Here is a 15,164-nt window from a genome sequence, read left to right on the forward strand (position 1 = left end):
TGAGATTTCAATTAATTCTCTAACTTCTTTGCTTTACACACCTCTAGCAGATGTTAATGGTAATGGTGGTAATTTTGTTTATACTGTGAGTGATGGTAAAGGAGGTAGTAGTAGCCAAAAAATTAGTTTTGTCATTAATCCTAGTAACTTAATTGTTTCTGCTGTTCCCTCGAATAATGCTCCTGAATTTACGACTAATCCTGAGTTAGAGATTATTGTCGGGAATGATTATAGTTATAATGCAAATGCCGTTGATGCGGATAATGATACCTTATTCTACTCCCTCTCCCTTGCCCCTGATGGTTTAACCATTGACAATAAGACTGGTGTTTTGAGTTGGAAAGCCCCAACAATCGGCAATTATAACATCTCTATTTCAGTGGAAGATGGTAAAGGGGGAAGGGATACCCAAACTTATAATTTAGGGGTAGTAACCAACGTTATTGATTCTCAACCAAATCGTCCTCCAGTATTCGTTTCCAATCCCGTCGTTTCTGGTAATCTCAACAATGAATATCGTTACGATGCTAATGCGACTGATGCTGATAATGACAATTTAACCTATTCTGTCATCAATGCCCCTAATGGTTTGGTAATCAATCAAAATACAGGTCTTGTTACATTCACTCCCACCGTCTCAGGAGAAATCGAGATAACCTTACAAGTTGATGATGGTAAGGGGGGTATTGCGACTCAGGTTTATGCTTTATTGGTATTAGAAGAAGAAACGGATAATTATGCACCTGTCATCATCTCTGAACCTATTCTTAAAGCTAGTACCAGTCAAAATTATGTTTATGATGTTAATGCGATTGATCCTGATGAGGATAATTTAACCTATTCTTTAGTTGATGCTCCTCAAGGAATGAGCATTGATAATTTAACAGGAGAAATTCTCTGGAATACAGCAGGTAAAACTGTTGGTAACTATGATATTTCTGTTAAGGTTACGGATAATCGTGGGGGTGTGGATACCCAAGAGTTTGTTATTGCTTTAAATAATGCTTTATTAGGAACAATTGAAGGGGTTAAATGGGAAGATACCAACGGTAATGGTTTTCGTGATACATCTTTAGTTCAAGGTGCCAGTCCTGATGTGGTTTTTGTCTTAGATGTTTCTGGTAGTGCGGATGATCCTTTTGTCGGGACATCAGTAGGGGATTTAAACGGCGATAATAGAAGTAATACTATTTTAGATGCAGAAATAGCTAGTTTTATTGCTCTCAATAAACAGTTAATTACTCAAGGATTAGGTGATAGAGCCAGAGTTAGTATTGTAACTTTTACCAGTTATGCCATGCAAGCCGACATGAATTCATCCATGTCTGGTGTTCAGTTATTTACCAGTCCAACTGCGGACAATAATAATAATGGTATATTAGATGTAGAAGATGTTTTGCGAACATTTCGATCTATTCTAGGAACTAACTTTGAAGCGGCTTTACAGACAGTTGAAAATACTTTTAATACTATTCAAACCCAACAAGGAAATGGAAATATGATCTTTCTTTCGGATGGTTTTGGTAGTGGTCAGTTTAACGATGAAGTTGATCGCTTAAAGGCTAAAAAATTTAATTTATCTGCTTTTGGAGTAGGAAAGGGCGCATCGTTAACTCAACTAAAAATTATTGATCCCGATACTCGAATTTTTACCTCGACCGATGAATTGTTAGGGTTTTTTGATAATTTAGAAGGAGACAAAGGGTTTATCGAATCAGGATTGGCGGGTATCACCGTTTATCTTGACTTAAATAATAACGGCATTCTTGATATCAACGAGCCTTCTCAAATAACAGCCACTAATGATCCCAAAACTCCTAATGTAGATGAAAACGGAAAATATCAATTCACTGGGTTAGAAGCAGGTACTTATATTGTCAGGGAAATTATACCCACAGATTATAAACAAACTTATCCTGGTGGACAACCTACAGATTCTCTAGGAGATGGTTTTGCTGATGTTATTCTTGACTACTTTAACAGTGGAGCAGGAACGTTTAATGAACCTTATGGAGCAGATAATGATGGCAATGGCCCTGTTTTAGTCAGTGTTGATATTATTTTAGGAAGTGATACTTTAGGAGCATTATCACTTCCTACAGGCTCTTATGTAACTGTTGGTTTTACTGACGAAATTATTATTGATAAACCGGGTAACGATATTTTTATTCCAGAAATCGGATTTGCTGGAGAACAAGCAGAAGTTTACGTTAGTTCTAACTTAGAAGATTTTGTCTTACTTGGAATTGGAGATGGCGGAACAACTTCAATTTTTGATCTTGCTTCAATCAATTTTAACCAACCAGTCCGAGCTATAAAAATTGTTGGACTTGACAATAATGGACTAAGCCCAGGTTTTGATGTTATTAATGTACAAGGATTACCGGATAGTATTGCTAGTCCAGATTTTTATACTGTAAAACTCAAAGCAGGAGAAACTGTTAGTAACATCAACTTTGGCAACCAAAAAATTGATCAACCTATCCCCAATCAAGCTCCCGTATTCACTAGCACAGCGCCTAAAACTGCCCAAATAGGACAATTATTAACCTATCGAGCCACTGCTACCGATGCCAATAATGACAGGTTAACCTATAGCTTACTCAATCAACCTGAAGGCATGGCAGTTGATGCAGAAACTGGTAGCTTAATTTGGCAACCGAAACAAAATCAAATCGGTAATAATCGAGTAGTTTTGCGAGTGTCTGACGGTAAAGGAGGCATTGCTACTCAAGAATTTTTCCTCAATACTAAAGGTATTAACACCCCACCGCAAATCATCTCCTCTCCTAACACCGTTACCCTGATTAATAATACCTACAGCTATGAAGTAAGAGCCACTGATTTTGATAATGATACCCTAACCTATAGCCTAATTAATCCCCCGGAAGGGATGACCATTAATGCCAATACTGGCTTAATAGCCTATACCCCTACTAAGTTAGGAAAACAAACCGTTGAAATCAAAGTTAGCGATGGTTTTGGTGGGACTAATACCCAATCCTATCAATTACAAGTTTTAGCTACATTAGACAACAACTTACCTAGTATTACCAGCACACCTAAAATCATCATTGGTGCTGGGGGATTATATCAATATGATGTCGAGGCTAATGATCCCGAAAATACCGCTATTAGCTACAATTTAACGGTTAAACCCAATGGGATGACTATTGATACAAATACAGGTTTAATTACTTGGCAAACTCAAAACACCACTAACGGTGATTTTCAAGTTACAGTCACAGCGACGGATGCAGATGGTGGGATTGCCTATCAAAATTACTATATCCGAGTTACTCCTAATCAGGCACCGATTATTAATTCTCAGCCGTTAGAATTAGCTCAATTAGGCGTTACTTACAAATATGATGTTATTGCCAAAGATGCAGATAACGACACTTTAACCTATAATCTTTTACAAGCGCCTCAAGGTTTAACAATTGATCAATTTGGCCGTATTCGTTGGCAATCTGCATCCCAAAATCAAGGTATTTATCCTGTGAAGATTCAAGTCAGCGATGGACGCGGGGGAATCACCACTCAAACCTATAATTTAACCCTTAGCAATGATGATATTACTAATCCGGTAGTGGAATTAGGCTTTAATAGTAATTTGATTAATATTGGTCAAAGTATTAATTTCCAAGTTCGAGCAACGGATAATATCGAAGTTAAAACCCTCACTTTGACGGCTAATACAACTCCGCTAACTCTTAATCCTAATAGTCCCAATGGACAAATTAATACTGCTACTTTTGTCGGTCAAAAAGCAGGAGTTTATCAAATTATTGCTACTGCTACCGATGCAGCCGGTAATCAGGATACAGAAACAATTGAAGTGCGGGTACTTGATCCCAGTGATACCAAAGCACCTGTTGTTGAAATTAACAAGACTAACTTAGAAGCCACCCAAGGCATTATCAAGTCACCTACAGATATTATTGCTACCATCACAGATGATAACCTCGAATTTTATCGAGTGGAAATTGCCCCGATTGAAGCAGTTGATTTAAGCAATATCGGGGAAAATGATCCAGATTATACTTTATTGACAAAAGGCACTCAAAATGTTACTAATCAGCAGGTAGCTAATCTAGATCCTCGTTTGTTGGCAAATGGAAGTTATCTAATAAAAATTACCGCTTTTGATTTTAGTGGTAATGGTAATGTTCAAGGCGTTATTTTAAATGTGACAGGACAAAATAAACCGGGTGACTTTTCTTTAGAATATACCGACCTATCTATTCCTTTAACTGGTATTCCCATTGAAATTGTCCGTCGTTATAATAGCTTAGAAAGTGCAAGCCAAGGAGATTTTGGCTATGGTTGGGATTTAGGTTTACAAGATGCCAAAATTGTCGAGTCTTCCCCTGATGGACGAGATTTAAGTGAGGCTAATTCCGATTTATTTGGAACTTCTAATACCTTCTCCGTCGGGACACGAGTAACTTTAAATACTCCCGATGGCCGCCGCGTTGGATTTACTTTTAATCCTGTACCAGTCTCTGCTAGTTTCTTCGGTGCAATTTATGCTCCTAAATTTACTCCCGATGCTGGTGTATTTGATAAATTGGAAGTAGAAAACACTCCGTTAACTATTCGTAGTAATGGTACAGTAGGAGCCTTTCTCTTTAGTTTCTTGGGTTATAATCCCTCGCAATATAAATTAACCACCAAAGACGGCACGGTTTATAACTATGATCAAAAATTTGGTTTAATTGATGTCACCGACAGAAATGGTAATAAATTAACCTTCTCCGATGAGGGTATTACTAGCTCAACGGGTGCTGAAATTGACTTTGTTCGAGATGGTCAAGGTCGCATTACTGAAATTATTGATCCGGATGGTAAGTCTATTAAATACAGCTATGATGCTAAAGGGGATTTAGTAGCAGTGGCTGATCGCACAAACAACATCACTAAGTTAGCATATAATGACCCCAATCGTCAACACTTATTAACAGAAATTATCGATCCCTTGGGACGCAGTGCAACTCGTACTGAATATGACGAAAAGGGCCAGATTAGCAAAATTATTGACGCTAATGGCAATGAATTAAATATCACCTTTGATAATGCTACTAATAGCCAAACTGTCAAAGATCCTTTTGGCAATAAAATTACCCGGGTTTTTGATGCTCAAGGTAACGTTATTCAAGAAGTCGATCAATTAGGGGGTATTACACTCAGAACTTATGATGTCAATAATAACTTAATTAGCGAAACCGATCCCGAAGGCAATATTACCAGTTATACCTATGATAGTCGAGGTAATAAACTGAGTGAGACTGATGGCGAAGGTAACACAAAAACCTTTACTTACAATGCGAATAATGATATTTTGCTGGAAACCGACGCTTTAGGGAATCAAACCGTTTATACCTACGATGGGAAGGGAAATCTGACAAAGCGGGAAGACGCTGAGGACAATATTACCACTTATAACTACAGTCTCAATGGTTTATTAACCTCTGTCACCGATGCTAATGGTAAAATTAGTAACTTTAAGTATGATAATCGTGGTAACTTAACTGAATTAACCGATCCTACGGGAGCAAAAACCACCTTTACCTATGATAGTAATGGACGAGTAGCGAGTGTTACTGATGCTTTGGGTGCTATTACTAATTATATCTATGATGCTCAAGGACGCTTGATTGAAAAAGCTGATCCTGAAGGGAGTAGTTGTGGTTGTGCAAGGGGTATTACGAAAACCGAATATAACGCCGCTGGGGAGAAAATCGCCGAAATTGACGCATTAGGAAGACGTACAGAATACCGTTATAATGATCGTGGTTTATTGATTGAAACCATCTTACCTGATAGCACTCCTGATAATTTAAGCAATAACCCTCGTACCCAAAATCAATACGACGATTTAGATCGTTTAACGGGTTTTATTGATGAATTAGGACGTAAAACTATCTATATTTATGACGCATTAGGGCGAGAAATCGAAGTAATTTATCCTGATAGTACCCCTGACAATTTAACAGATAATCCCCGCACGAAAAAAGAATACGATAAAGCTGGGCGAAAAATTGCCGAAATTGACGAATTGGGTAATCGTACCGAATATGACTATGATAAGAGCGATCGCCTCTTAACCGTTACTAATGCCCTGAATCAAGTTACTAGCTATACTTATGATAAAGAGGGGCGACGAATTGCCATGACAGATGCGTTAGGGCGCATCACTGGGTATGATTATGACGCGCTTGATCGTCTTCTTACCACAACTTACGCTAATAAAACTGTAATGACTACCACTTATGATCCTTTAGGACGAGTGATAGCAGAAACAGATTTAGCAGGAAATACCACTAATTATGAATATGACGCTTTAGGAAGACTAACGGCGGTAATTGATGCTTTAAATCAACGTACTGAGTATAAATATGACTTAGTGGGTAATTTAATCGAGCAAAAAGACGCAAATGGTAATATAACTAAGTTTGAATATGACAGTTTACGCCGTCTAAAAGCTACCATCTTACCTGGTGGACAACGTAACGAGACAATTCACGATAAAATCGGTAATTTAATCAAAGTAACTGACTTTAATGGAGCAGTCACCACCTATAAATATAATGAGCGTAATTGGTTAACCGAAAAATCCTTCTCTGATGGTACAGCTACGGAAACCTTTACCTATACCTTGACGGGGGAATTAGCTACCGTTATCGATAACCGAGGGATGACAAATTATGTTTATGATGAGCGTGACAGATTAATTAGTCGTACCGAACCCGATAACCGTACTATTAGCTATACTTACGACAAGGCTAGTAATATTCTTACCTTAACCGTACCTTCAGGCACAACTACTTATACTTATGATGTGTTGAATCGCCTTGATACTGTTAAAGATGCCGATAATGGAGTAACAGACTACGATTATGATACGGTGGGTAATTTGATTAAAACAGTCTTCCCCAATGGGGTGATTGAAAATCAACAATATGACTTATTAAATCGCTTAACCTATCTCGAAAACCGCAACTCTACGGGTATTATTTCTAGTTATGCTTATACCCTAGATGCAATGGGTAATCGGGTGAAAGTGGTAGAAAATGATGGTCGTACAGTGGAGTACAATTATGACAATCTCTATCGTTTAACTCAAGAGAAAATTACTGACAGTGTAGCAGGTAACAAAACGATTACTTATAGTTTTGATGCAGTAGGAAATCGTTTAGAAAAAGTCGATTCAGTGGCAGGTAAAACCACCTATAACTATGATAAAAACGACAGATTATTAAAAGAAATCCTTGGCGGAAATATTACCCAATATCAATACGATGATGAAGGTAATCTCCTTGCTAAGGTAGAAAATGGCGCAACTACCACTAATTATGAGTGGAATGCTAAGGGTGAATTAACCGCAGTAGAAGTCACGGAAAACGGCGAAACCGGACGCATTGAGTTTGAATATGACCACAATGGTATCCGAGTGGCGATTGATGTGGATGGTGAGGTGACTCGCTTCTTAATCGACAATAATCAACAGCAATACGCCCAAGTGATTGAGGAATATCAAACTAATGGTACAGTTAATAATACCTATACTCACGGTTGGGATTTAATCTCTCAAGAGGACGGTGCAAATCGGATTTACTATCAAGTGGATGGTTTAGGTAGCACTCGTTTGATGACGGGTAATAATGGTTCTGGCATTGTAGAATATGATTATGATGCTTATGGTAATTTAACCCGTAAAGTAGGGGATGCGGATAATAATTATCTGTTTGCGGGTGAGCAGTTTGATGATGCGGTAGATGGTTATTATTTACGAGCAAGGTATTATGATCCTAATACAGGGCGTTTTGCTTCCGTTGATCCCTTTGAGGGTTACAATAATCAGCCGATAACCTTGCATGATTATTTATACGCTGGGGTTAATCCGGTAAATGCGATCGATCCTAGTGGGGAAGTGGCTTTAATTGAGTATGTTAAAATATTTACTTTGACAAGAGTAATTCCATTTTTATTACGTCCATCAAGTCCTTTTAGTCCATTGTATTTACCTTATTTCCCTGTAAGATTAGAAAAGCTTGGAGCAATTTTGAATGGACTAAATTTGCTTGAGTTTTTAAGTATGTTGTTTTAGTGCGATCGCCTGATCTTGTAGGGTGCGTTAGGCGGCGATAATCTCTGATAAAAAACCTAAATTAACAATCCGCCGTAACGCACCAACTTTATTATTAAATTGGTGCGTTACGCTTTCGCTGTAGAATTGCGATCATTTGTTAACCCAAATTAGAGATCATCGGGAGTTAATCCTGTTAATTTAGCAATTCTTGCTAACATTTTAGGTCCAATTTCATCGCCATCATGGAAAGCAAAAACGACATCATTCCAGCCAGATATTTCTAAAGTTTTATGAGAGCCTGTCTGTCGTTTAATTTTCCAACCTATGCTTTTTAATGCTTTTAAAACTTGTTTAGCTTTCGTTGCTGACCATTGACTCATAGAGCAACAAATGATAAATTTAGGTGATTTTCTGGAAGTTCTCCCTGTTCAAGTTGATCGGCTAAGACACGCAAAGCAAGGGCTTGAACTTTAGAAATAGCTTCCTGTTGACTATTGCCATAAACTAAAACTCCCGGAAGTTCGACGATTTCAGCAATATATCGTCCATCTTCTTCTTGTTCTATTTCAATCTTATAATTCATTTGATAATTACCTATTTGATGAACTTCTGTCTTGATTATGGTATTATAGTAAGTAGCTGGTTATAATTAAATTAAAAATGGATTTTAGGTTCGATCCCCCCTGCCCCCCTTGATAAGGGGGGTGCCGATCCCCCCTTAGTCCCCCCTTTAATCCCCCCTTAATAAGGGGGGCATCTGACAACTTTTAACGCCTACCTACTTATCGAATAATTCATAAATTATCAAAGGAGATTGTCATGAAAGGAGAATTCACCGCCATCATTGAAGCAGCAACAGAAGGGGGATACTGGGCGATTTGTCCTGAAGTCCTAGGTGCAAATGGTCAAGGAGAAACCATTGAAGAAGCCAAAGAAAGCTTAAAAAGTGCTATTCAACTAATTTTTGAAGATCGTTTAGCTGATATTCGTCGAGGACTACCGAAAGAGGCGATCGAGGAGACAATTTCCATTCCATGAAACGTCAAGAATTAGAAAAAAAGTTGCGGAAAGCTGGTTGTTATCTTAAGCGAGAGGGTGCATCTCATTCTCTTTGGATTAACCCTCAAACTGGGGTGATTGAAGCTGTACCACGACATACAGAAATCAAAGAATTTTTAGCACAAAAAATTCTCAGAAACCTGAATGCCCAATAGTGCGATGCCGAAGGTACTGCCTAGCAGTACGCCGATCTTGTAGGGTGAGTGTTTGTGGCGATAATCTCTGTTAAAAAAACAAAATCAACAATCCGCGCCCCGCGCACCAACTTTATTATTCTGTGTTACCGAATAAGATATAATTGGGAAGGTGAAAATAGCGCAATCACCGATCTGGTAGGGTGCGTTCCCTGAAACCTTTGCGACTGCGACATGATTTGATATTGGGGAACGCACCACCCTTAAGGTTATGGTTACGGTGTTGGGGGTTTGGGAAGGAGAATTTAGATTAAAATAGATAACAGATAATTAGCAAAGTCTGCTCATAATGCCGAATATTATCTGGTCGGATTACTTACAATATCGAGCCAAACTGAGAGGATTTGAACTTGCTAAAATAGAAGAGATTCTCAAATACTCTGGAGAAAGGTACTACGATACTGAAACGGGTCGTCTTATTGCCGTAGGTAAGCATGATAATCGTTTAGTAATTATTCCTTATGAATACGATGATAATTTTATAACTCCTGTCACGATTCATGCGACAACACGCCAACAAATTTGATTTCGCCTAACAACTGGGAGATCTACTATCCATGAGTAACCCTAAAATGAGATACTTTGAACAAGAAGACATTCTTTATTTAACTATTTCTGATGAACCAGAAGCTAACAGTGTAGAAATTAATCCAAATATTACGGCTGAACTTAATGATTTAGGAGAATTAATTGGCCTAGAGATTACCAATGCTAGTTCTTTTATCCGAGATTCAATTTTAGAGTCAACCCAAGGAAAAATATTAAATTTGTCCGCCCAATGACTTATTGAGTGAGATCACCGATCTTTTAGGGTGCGTTAGACGGCGATAATCTTTGATAAAAAACTCAAATTAACAATCCGCCGTAACACATCAACTTCATTATTAAATTGGTGCGTTACGCTATCGAATGGCGCACCCTACGATTTATGTTTTTGTTTGAGCGTGATCGTTTATAATCAAAATATCATTATTTTAGAGTAAAAGAAAAATGCGTAAACAGACCATTCAATATACATCATCTTTAGATGCTTTGATTGCTGTTGCCAAGCGACTTAGCGTCTATGAGAACCAACATAAAATGGATTCTGAAGATTTTTATAACGAATACAATCAGGGAATATTGTCAGATGATATAATATTTATAGAATGGGCAAACGATTATCGTCATTACCTTGCTTTGCGTCAAGAATTAGAACAAAGATTAAATCATGCTGCTTAAACTTTTATCTGATTACCTCAATCAAGTAGAGCAAGCAATTGTGCAGTGTGAAAATGCTTATGTAGAACGTTATCAAGAAGAAATACTGACATCACAAAGAGCTAATTTAAGAATTAGGCTGCGTTTCAAGCAGACCCATTTATTAGAAATAAACGAAGCTATAGTAATCACAGACAATTACTTAGAATTCCTAGATTATCGTTACCATTTCCAAGATGAAAAAAACAACCTAGTTTTTCGCTATGATAGTACCCCTCACTTTCCCAATATTTCTACTTTTCCCCATCACAAGCATTTACCAAACGATGTAATTAGTTGTCACAAACCTGAAATTACTCAAGTCTTAAAAGAAGCAACAGAGTTATTGAGGTAAATAAAACGTATTTAATGCGATCGCTGATCGGGTAGATTGCGTTAGGCGGCAATCCCAAAAGTAGGGGCGCAAAGAACTTGCACCCTCTGGATATCACGGTAATTCCCCTGACGGTGGCTTCTAGCGGAACATTGCCCGCAGGGAACTAGAGAGTTGATTGGCTACCCGTGCGGCCACCAATCCCGAAAGGGCAGCAACCACCACTGTAGCAAGGCAGGTTAGCTGCGCTGCCCCCGGCCCCCCCACCCCCAGCACCATCGCCACGGCGGTCAGAGGTAGGCGATAGCCGCCAGCAATACCGGCCGCTGCCCCCGCCGCACCGGCCAGATCCCCCGAAATCTCAAAGGTGGTGGCGAACACCCGGCCACTGAGGTCGCCGATCGCCAGAAAAGGGACAAACACGCCGCCACAGCCCCCGGCTAAAACCGCAGCGGTGGTAGCCGCAGCCCGGAGCAGAGCCACTGCCAACAGGTGATAAGGAGTTGTTTCAATGTTTTCGGCCCAGACGATAGCGGCTCCCCCTGGTCCAAAAGCCGCTGCGGGGGTCGCCACCTGTCCGATCACGATCGCCAAGAACAGCATCATCAGGCTACCAATGAGGAGACGAGTGGCGGGCCTGTCCCGCAAGCCTCTGGCCCAGTAGATCGCCTCACCGGTGAGGGCTGTAATCGTGCCAGCGATCGCTCCGATCAACAAAGTGGCAGCCACCGCATCCCCGAAGTCAGTCGGGGCAACCTGCGGCACCACCAGCCGGATCAGTTGCAGCTTAAAGGCAGCGTTGACTCCCCATCCCACCAGTCCCCCGGCTAACATCGCCGCCACTCGCTCCGGGGTGATCGGAACCTGGCGTCGCTGACTCAACTCAAACATAAAGAAGCTGCCCACCAGAGGGATTCCCATCAGGGCAGAAACACTTGCCGCACCGCCACCGATGGCCAGGGGCCGCACCAGTTGACGCAGGGCTGGATTTATGCTACCCAACCAGGTTCCCGTTGCCACGCCAATATGAGCCGCCGGTGATTCCGTTCCCATGGGCGCACCCAGTCCAACAGTGGAGAGGATGGCTAGGGCCCGCAACGGTGCTAGATTCCAGGGGAACCGCTCTTCGGTCCCAGATGCGTTCACCACGTCACCGGTCAGATCGGCCCGAGCAATGTCATGGGGGAAGGAGTACCAGGCCATGAGAGAACCCCAGCGGCCAGAGGCAGTGGCCTCGCGGGGAGCTAAGGTCTGCACGGGTTGGCCTCTACCCAGTCCAAACAGGACTAGCACTGCTAAGGTAACGCCCACCAGAGGCAGCAGCAGTAGCCAGACGTTGCCTAGGCCAGAGGCAATCCTGAGGGTTTGCTTAATTGCTTCAGTCAGCAGTACCGCGGCCAGAGAACCGATCAAACCGCCGAGCAGACCAGCAACGGCCCATGGGCCTACCCTGGTTAAGAGAAGTTGTAGTTTGTTATTTAGCATCGCGCAAGGAAAGTTAAGTTTTTATTGTTCTGATAGCCAGTCCATTTGAGTAGTCATGCAAAACACCCTGAAAGTTTTTACTATATACTAGGTCGTTTCGATGCGGCGGTTCTCTCTCGGCAGACTCCCACTCCCCCTCAACAGGAGAATTAATTGCCGGATTCTCTTGTCTCGTGCCAAGGTTCCATCTTGCAATGAGAAAAGTGAGCGCCTCCCTTCCTTCCCCGCGTTACAAGGGAAATCCTTGCAACGCAGTACACTACCTCTTGCCTCTTGCCTTTTGCCTATTGCCTATCCCAACCAAGAAATTAATTTTACACGACTACTTAATAGTGACGTGGAGTATAAACCCATTGCTTGGTTTTACCTTGCTCAATCAGGCGAGTTTTGCTCGATCCGATCAAAATTATGGTTCGCATATCCGCATCGTTAATAGTCATATCCTCTAGGAATTTCACCGTCACTGTTTCTCCTTTTCGCCCTAAATTACGCGCTAATACCACGGGAGTTTGCGGCGATCGCCATTGTAATAAAATCTCTTTTGCCTTCTCCAATTGCCAAGTGCGCTCTTGAGACACAGGATTATAAAATGCGATCGCTAAATCAGCTCGGGCCGCTAACTCAATGCGCTGAGAAATCACCTGCCAAGATTTGAGAATATCCGATAGGGAAATCGCACAAAAATCATGGCCTAAAGGTGCGCCAACCCTGGCGGCCGCCGCTTGCATGGCCGAAATCCCCGGACAGATCTGAATGGCGATCGCATCCCATGCCGGTTTTGCTTTTTTTTCTAATACCTCAAACACGGCCGCGGCCATGGCATAAATTCCCGGATCTCCAGAGGAAACTAAGACAACCGATCGCCCCTTAGCCGCTAAATCTAAGGCCATTTCTGCGCGATCGAGTTCCACCCGATTATCCGATTCATGGCGGACAATTTCTGGTGTTCGCAGGGATTCTACCAAATCCAAATAGGTTTTATAACCCAGCCAATCCGTGGCTTTTTCCAACACTTCTCGAACTTCCGGCGACATCCAATTTAGCGCCCCCGGTCCAGTTCCAACTATGGCTAATTTACCTTGACTTTCCTGGTCCAAATCCCCCAGAGGTAAACTGGATTTTTCCTTAATTTGCTGGCTTTCCTCCCACAGATAAACTAAACAGTCACTGCTAGGTTTTGCCAAGTTTAAGTTATTTTTATCGGTAATCTCAATGCTCAATTTTGCATCTGATGAAATTGGTAAATTACTATTTTTTAACCAGTCCGCTTCACCGATTAATTTTACTTTTTCACCCGCCAATAAATCGGCAAGAAACTTCTTAGCATCATCGGGATTAACTAACTGATAACCCGGTGGTGGCGATAATAAGGTCGTTTTAAATCTAATATCACCAGTCGTAGTAATTGCGGGGGAAATTTGCCAAACCGAGGCAATTTGACGAGCGAGATCATTAACCCCTTGTAAACCCCCCAACAAAGGCACTACGGCGCTACCATCTTCTGCGATTGCTAATACAGGCGGTTCTTGCCATTTATTAGTTAATAAAGGTGCTAAGGTGCGAATTAAAATACCCGCCGCACAAATGCCAATAATTGGCGTTCCCATCTGGAAAAATTCTCGCACCGTTTCACCAAAATTAGTATAGGTAAAATCAGCCGAATGGGTACGATCTATTAACCCATAAACCACTGCTTCCGGTAGGGCTATTTGCACTTGACGAGCCACGGGGATACTGGTTTCTCCTAAAATCAGAATAGCTGGAGGTTTCATTTAGCTTCCCCCGACTGCGCTGCAGTTAACTTTTGGACAAATTCTTGATGTTCTACCGAGTTAATTCCAGCTTTTAAGATGTCTAACACCCGTGACATATTGCCGTTGAGCATGGCTGAAATATCTAACCACAAACCCGGAAATACTAGAGAGCAAATCACTCCTTCTTGGTTGGGTAACAAAGAAATATAATCGCCATTTTCTAAATTAAACCAATCAATTTTTTGGTCAAATACTTGCCAAACAAGGTATTCTTGAATACCACTGCGTCGATAAGCACGTTTTTTATCCCCTAAATCTATGGCGGCACTACTAGCGGCAATTTCTACCACTAATTCCGGCGCTCCTTCTAGGTATCCCTCTACAGTTAGGGTTGATTTTCCCCCGCTTTCTTGACTAATTAATAACACCCCATCCGGCTGTAGTTCGTTGTCGATATCCAAGCGAACGGTTGGCTCAATACCCATTTGTACTTGGGGGGTAGCAGCTTGATAAACTCCCAACCAAGTGATTAAACGTCCGTGGGGTTCAGCATGAAATTTAAACCTTAATGGGGATGCCATATACACAACTCCTTCGATCAGTTCGGCTTTTTTTAATCCTGGCATAGCTTGATAACGGCGCTCGAATTCGGGACGAATTAAGCGATCCCCATTTTCTAACGGGGGTAAATGTTGAGTGGTTACAGCCTGAGAATTTAAGGATTTAGCCAGGGAAGAAGTCATGGTGGCAGTCTTTGGGAACAAAACAGCATTGATTTTATTATAGATTGTTTTATTGGACTTCTTGAGGGATTTAATTTTTAACTGAAATTTTCCCAGAAGTCCTGCGCTTTTAGCAATGGTATGAATGGCGACCAACAGATAGACAATTACCCAAAACTATAGCATTTATCTTAGTGGTGAGGTACAAAATTTTCCTTTTGGGAAGTCGGTAGTCGATACCAAATTAGGTTACACTTCATCTAGTTATGAGAAACGCTGTCA

Annotated in this window: 12 protein-coding genes; 7 read left to right on the forward strand and 5 right to left on the reverse strand. The window is 41.1% G+C overall.

Annotated features, from left to right (window positions below):
* Nucleotides 1-28: 28 nt before the first annotated feature.
* Complete coding sequence (locus IM475_RS00485) at nt 29-8,113, forward strand: putative Ig domain-containing protein (protein WP_287726274.1); 8,085 nt, start codon at nt 29-31, stop codon at nt 8,111-8,113.
* 149 nt (nt 8,114-8,262) lie between these two features.
* On the opposite strand, the gene IM475_RS00490 is transcribed toward IM475_RS00485, so the two are convergent.
* A complete protein-coding gene (locus IM475_RS00490) occupies nt 8,263-8,475 on the reverse strand; it encodes a type II toxin-antitoxin system HicA family toxin (protein ID WP_287726276.1) in 213 nt (70 codons plus the stop codon).
* Nucleotides 8,472-8,678, reverse strand: a complete 207-nt coding sequence (locus IM475_RS00495; protein ID WP_008207114.1) for a type II toxin-antitoxin system HicB family antitoxin — start codon at nt 8,676-8,678, stop codon at nt 8,472-8,474. The genes IM475_RS00490 and IM475_RS00495 overlap by 4 nt, the downstream gene beginning before the upstream one ends.
* A 236-nt stretch (nt 8,679-8,914) precedes the next feature.
* Between IM475_RS00495 and IM475_RS00500 the strand changes: the two genes are divergently transcribed.
* From IM475_RS00500 to tumE, 6 genes are all read left to right on the forward strand, one after another.
* Nucleotides 8,915-9,133, forward strand: a complete 219-nt coding sequence (locus IM475_RS00500; RefSeq protein ID WP_004163690.1) for a type II toxin-antitoxin system HicB family antitoxin — start codon at nt 8,915-8,917, stop codon at nt 9,131-9,133.
* The gene (locus IM475_RS00505) at nt 9,130-9,309 is read left to right on the forward strand and encodes a type II toxin-antitoxin system HicA family toxin (protein ID WP_002782277.1); all 180 of its coding nucleotides are present in this window, start codon (nt 9,130-9,132) and stop codon (nt 9,307-9,309) included. The genes IM475_RS00500 and IM475_RS00505 overlap by 4 nt, the downstream gene beginning before the upstream one ends.
* A 328-nt stretch (nt 9,310-9,637) precedes the next feature.
* Nucleotides 9,638-9,874 carry a hypothetical protein gene (locus tag IM475_RS00510; protein ID WP_287660368.1) on the forward strand — a complete coding sequence of 79 codons (237 nt, stop codon included), beginning with the start codon at nt 9,638-9,640 and terminating at the stop codon, nt 9,872-9,874.
* Between the two features lie 46 nt (nt 9,875-9,920).
* A complete protein-coding gene (locus tag IM475_RS00515; protein ID WP_287726278.1) occupies nt 9,921-10,130 on the forward strand; it encodes a DUF2283 domain-containing protein in 210 nt (69 codons plus the stop codon).
* Nucleotides 10,131-10,338: 208 nt separating this feature from the next.
* Nucleotides 10,339-10,569 (forward strand): antitoxin TumA, encoded by a 231-nt coding sequence (gene tumA, locus IM475_RS00520; protein ID WP_002804003.1) that lies wholly within the window; start codon nt 10,339-10,341, stop codon nt 10,567-10,569.
* Nucleotides 10,559-10,942, forward strand: a complete 384-nt coding sequence (tumE, locus tag IM475_RS00525) for a toxin TumE (RefSeq protein ID WP_287726280.1) — start codon at nt 10,559-10,561, stop codon at nt 10,940-10,942. The genes tumA and tumE overlap by 11 nt, the downstream gene beginning before the upstream one ends.
* Nucleotides 10,943-11,062: 120 nt before the next feature.
* On the opposite strand, the gene IM475_RS00530 is transcribed toward tumE, so the two are convergent.
* From IM475_RS00530 to IM475_RS00540, 3 genes are all read right to left on the reverse strand, one after another.
* Nucleotides 11,063-12,406 carry a chloride channel protein gene (locus IM475_RS00530; RefSeq protein WP_287726282.1) on the reverse strand — a complete coding sequence of 448 codons (1,344 nt, stop codon included), beginning with the start codon at nt 12,404-12,406 and terminating at the stop codon, nt 11,063-11,065.
* A gap of 326 nt (nt 12,407-12,732) precedes the next feature.
* Nucleotides 12,733-14,178, reverse strand: coding sequence for a precorrin-3B C(17)-methyltransferase (cobJ, locus tag IM475_RS00535; RefSeq protein ID WP_287726283.1), 1,446 nt, complete (start codon nt 14,176-14,178; stop codon nt 12,733-12,735).
* On the reverse strand, nt 14,175-14,903 hold the full coding sequence (locus IM475_RS00540; protein ID WP_287726285.1) for a Uma2 family endonuclease: 729 nt from the start codon (nt 14,901-14,903) through the stop codon (nt 14,175-14,177). The genes cobJ and IM475_RS00540 overlap by 4 nt, the downstream gene beginning before the upstream one ends.
* Nucleotides 14,904-15,164 lie beyond the last annotated feature (261 nt).

It is taken from the genome of Microcystis sp. M061S2, assembly GCF_020245605.1.
In the GTDB taxonomy this organism is placed as follows: domain Bacteria; phylum Cyanobacteriota; class Cyanobacteriia; order Cyanobacteriales; family Microcystaceae; genus Microcystis.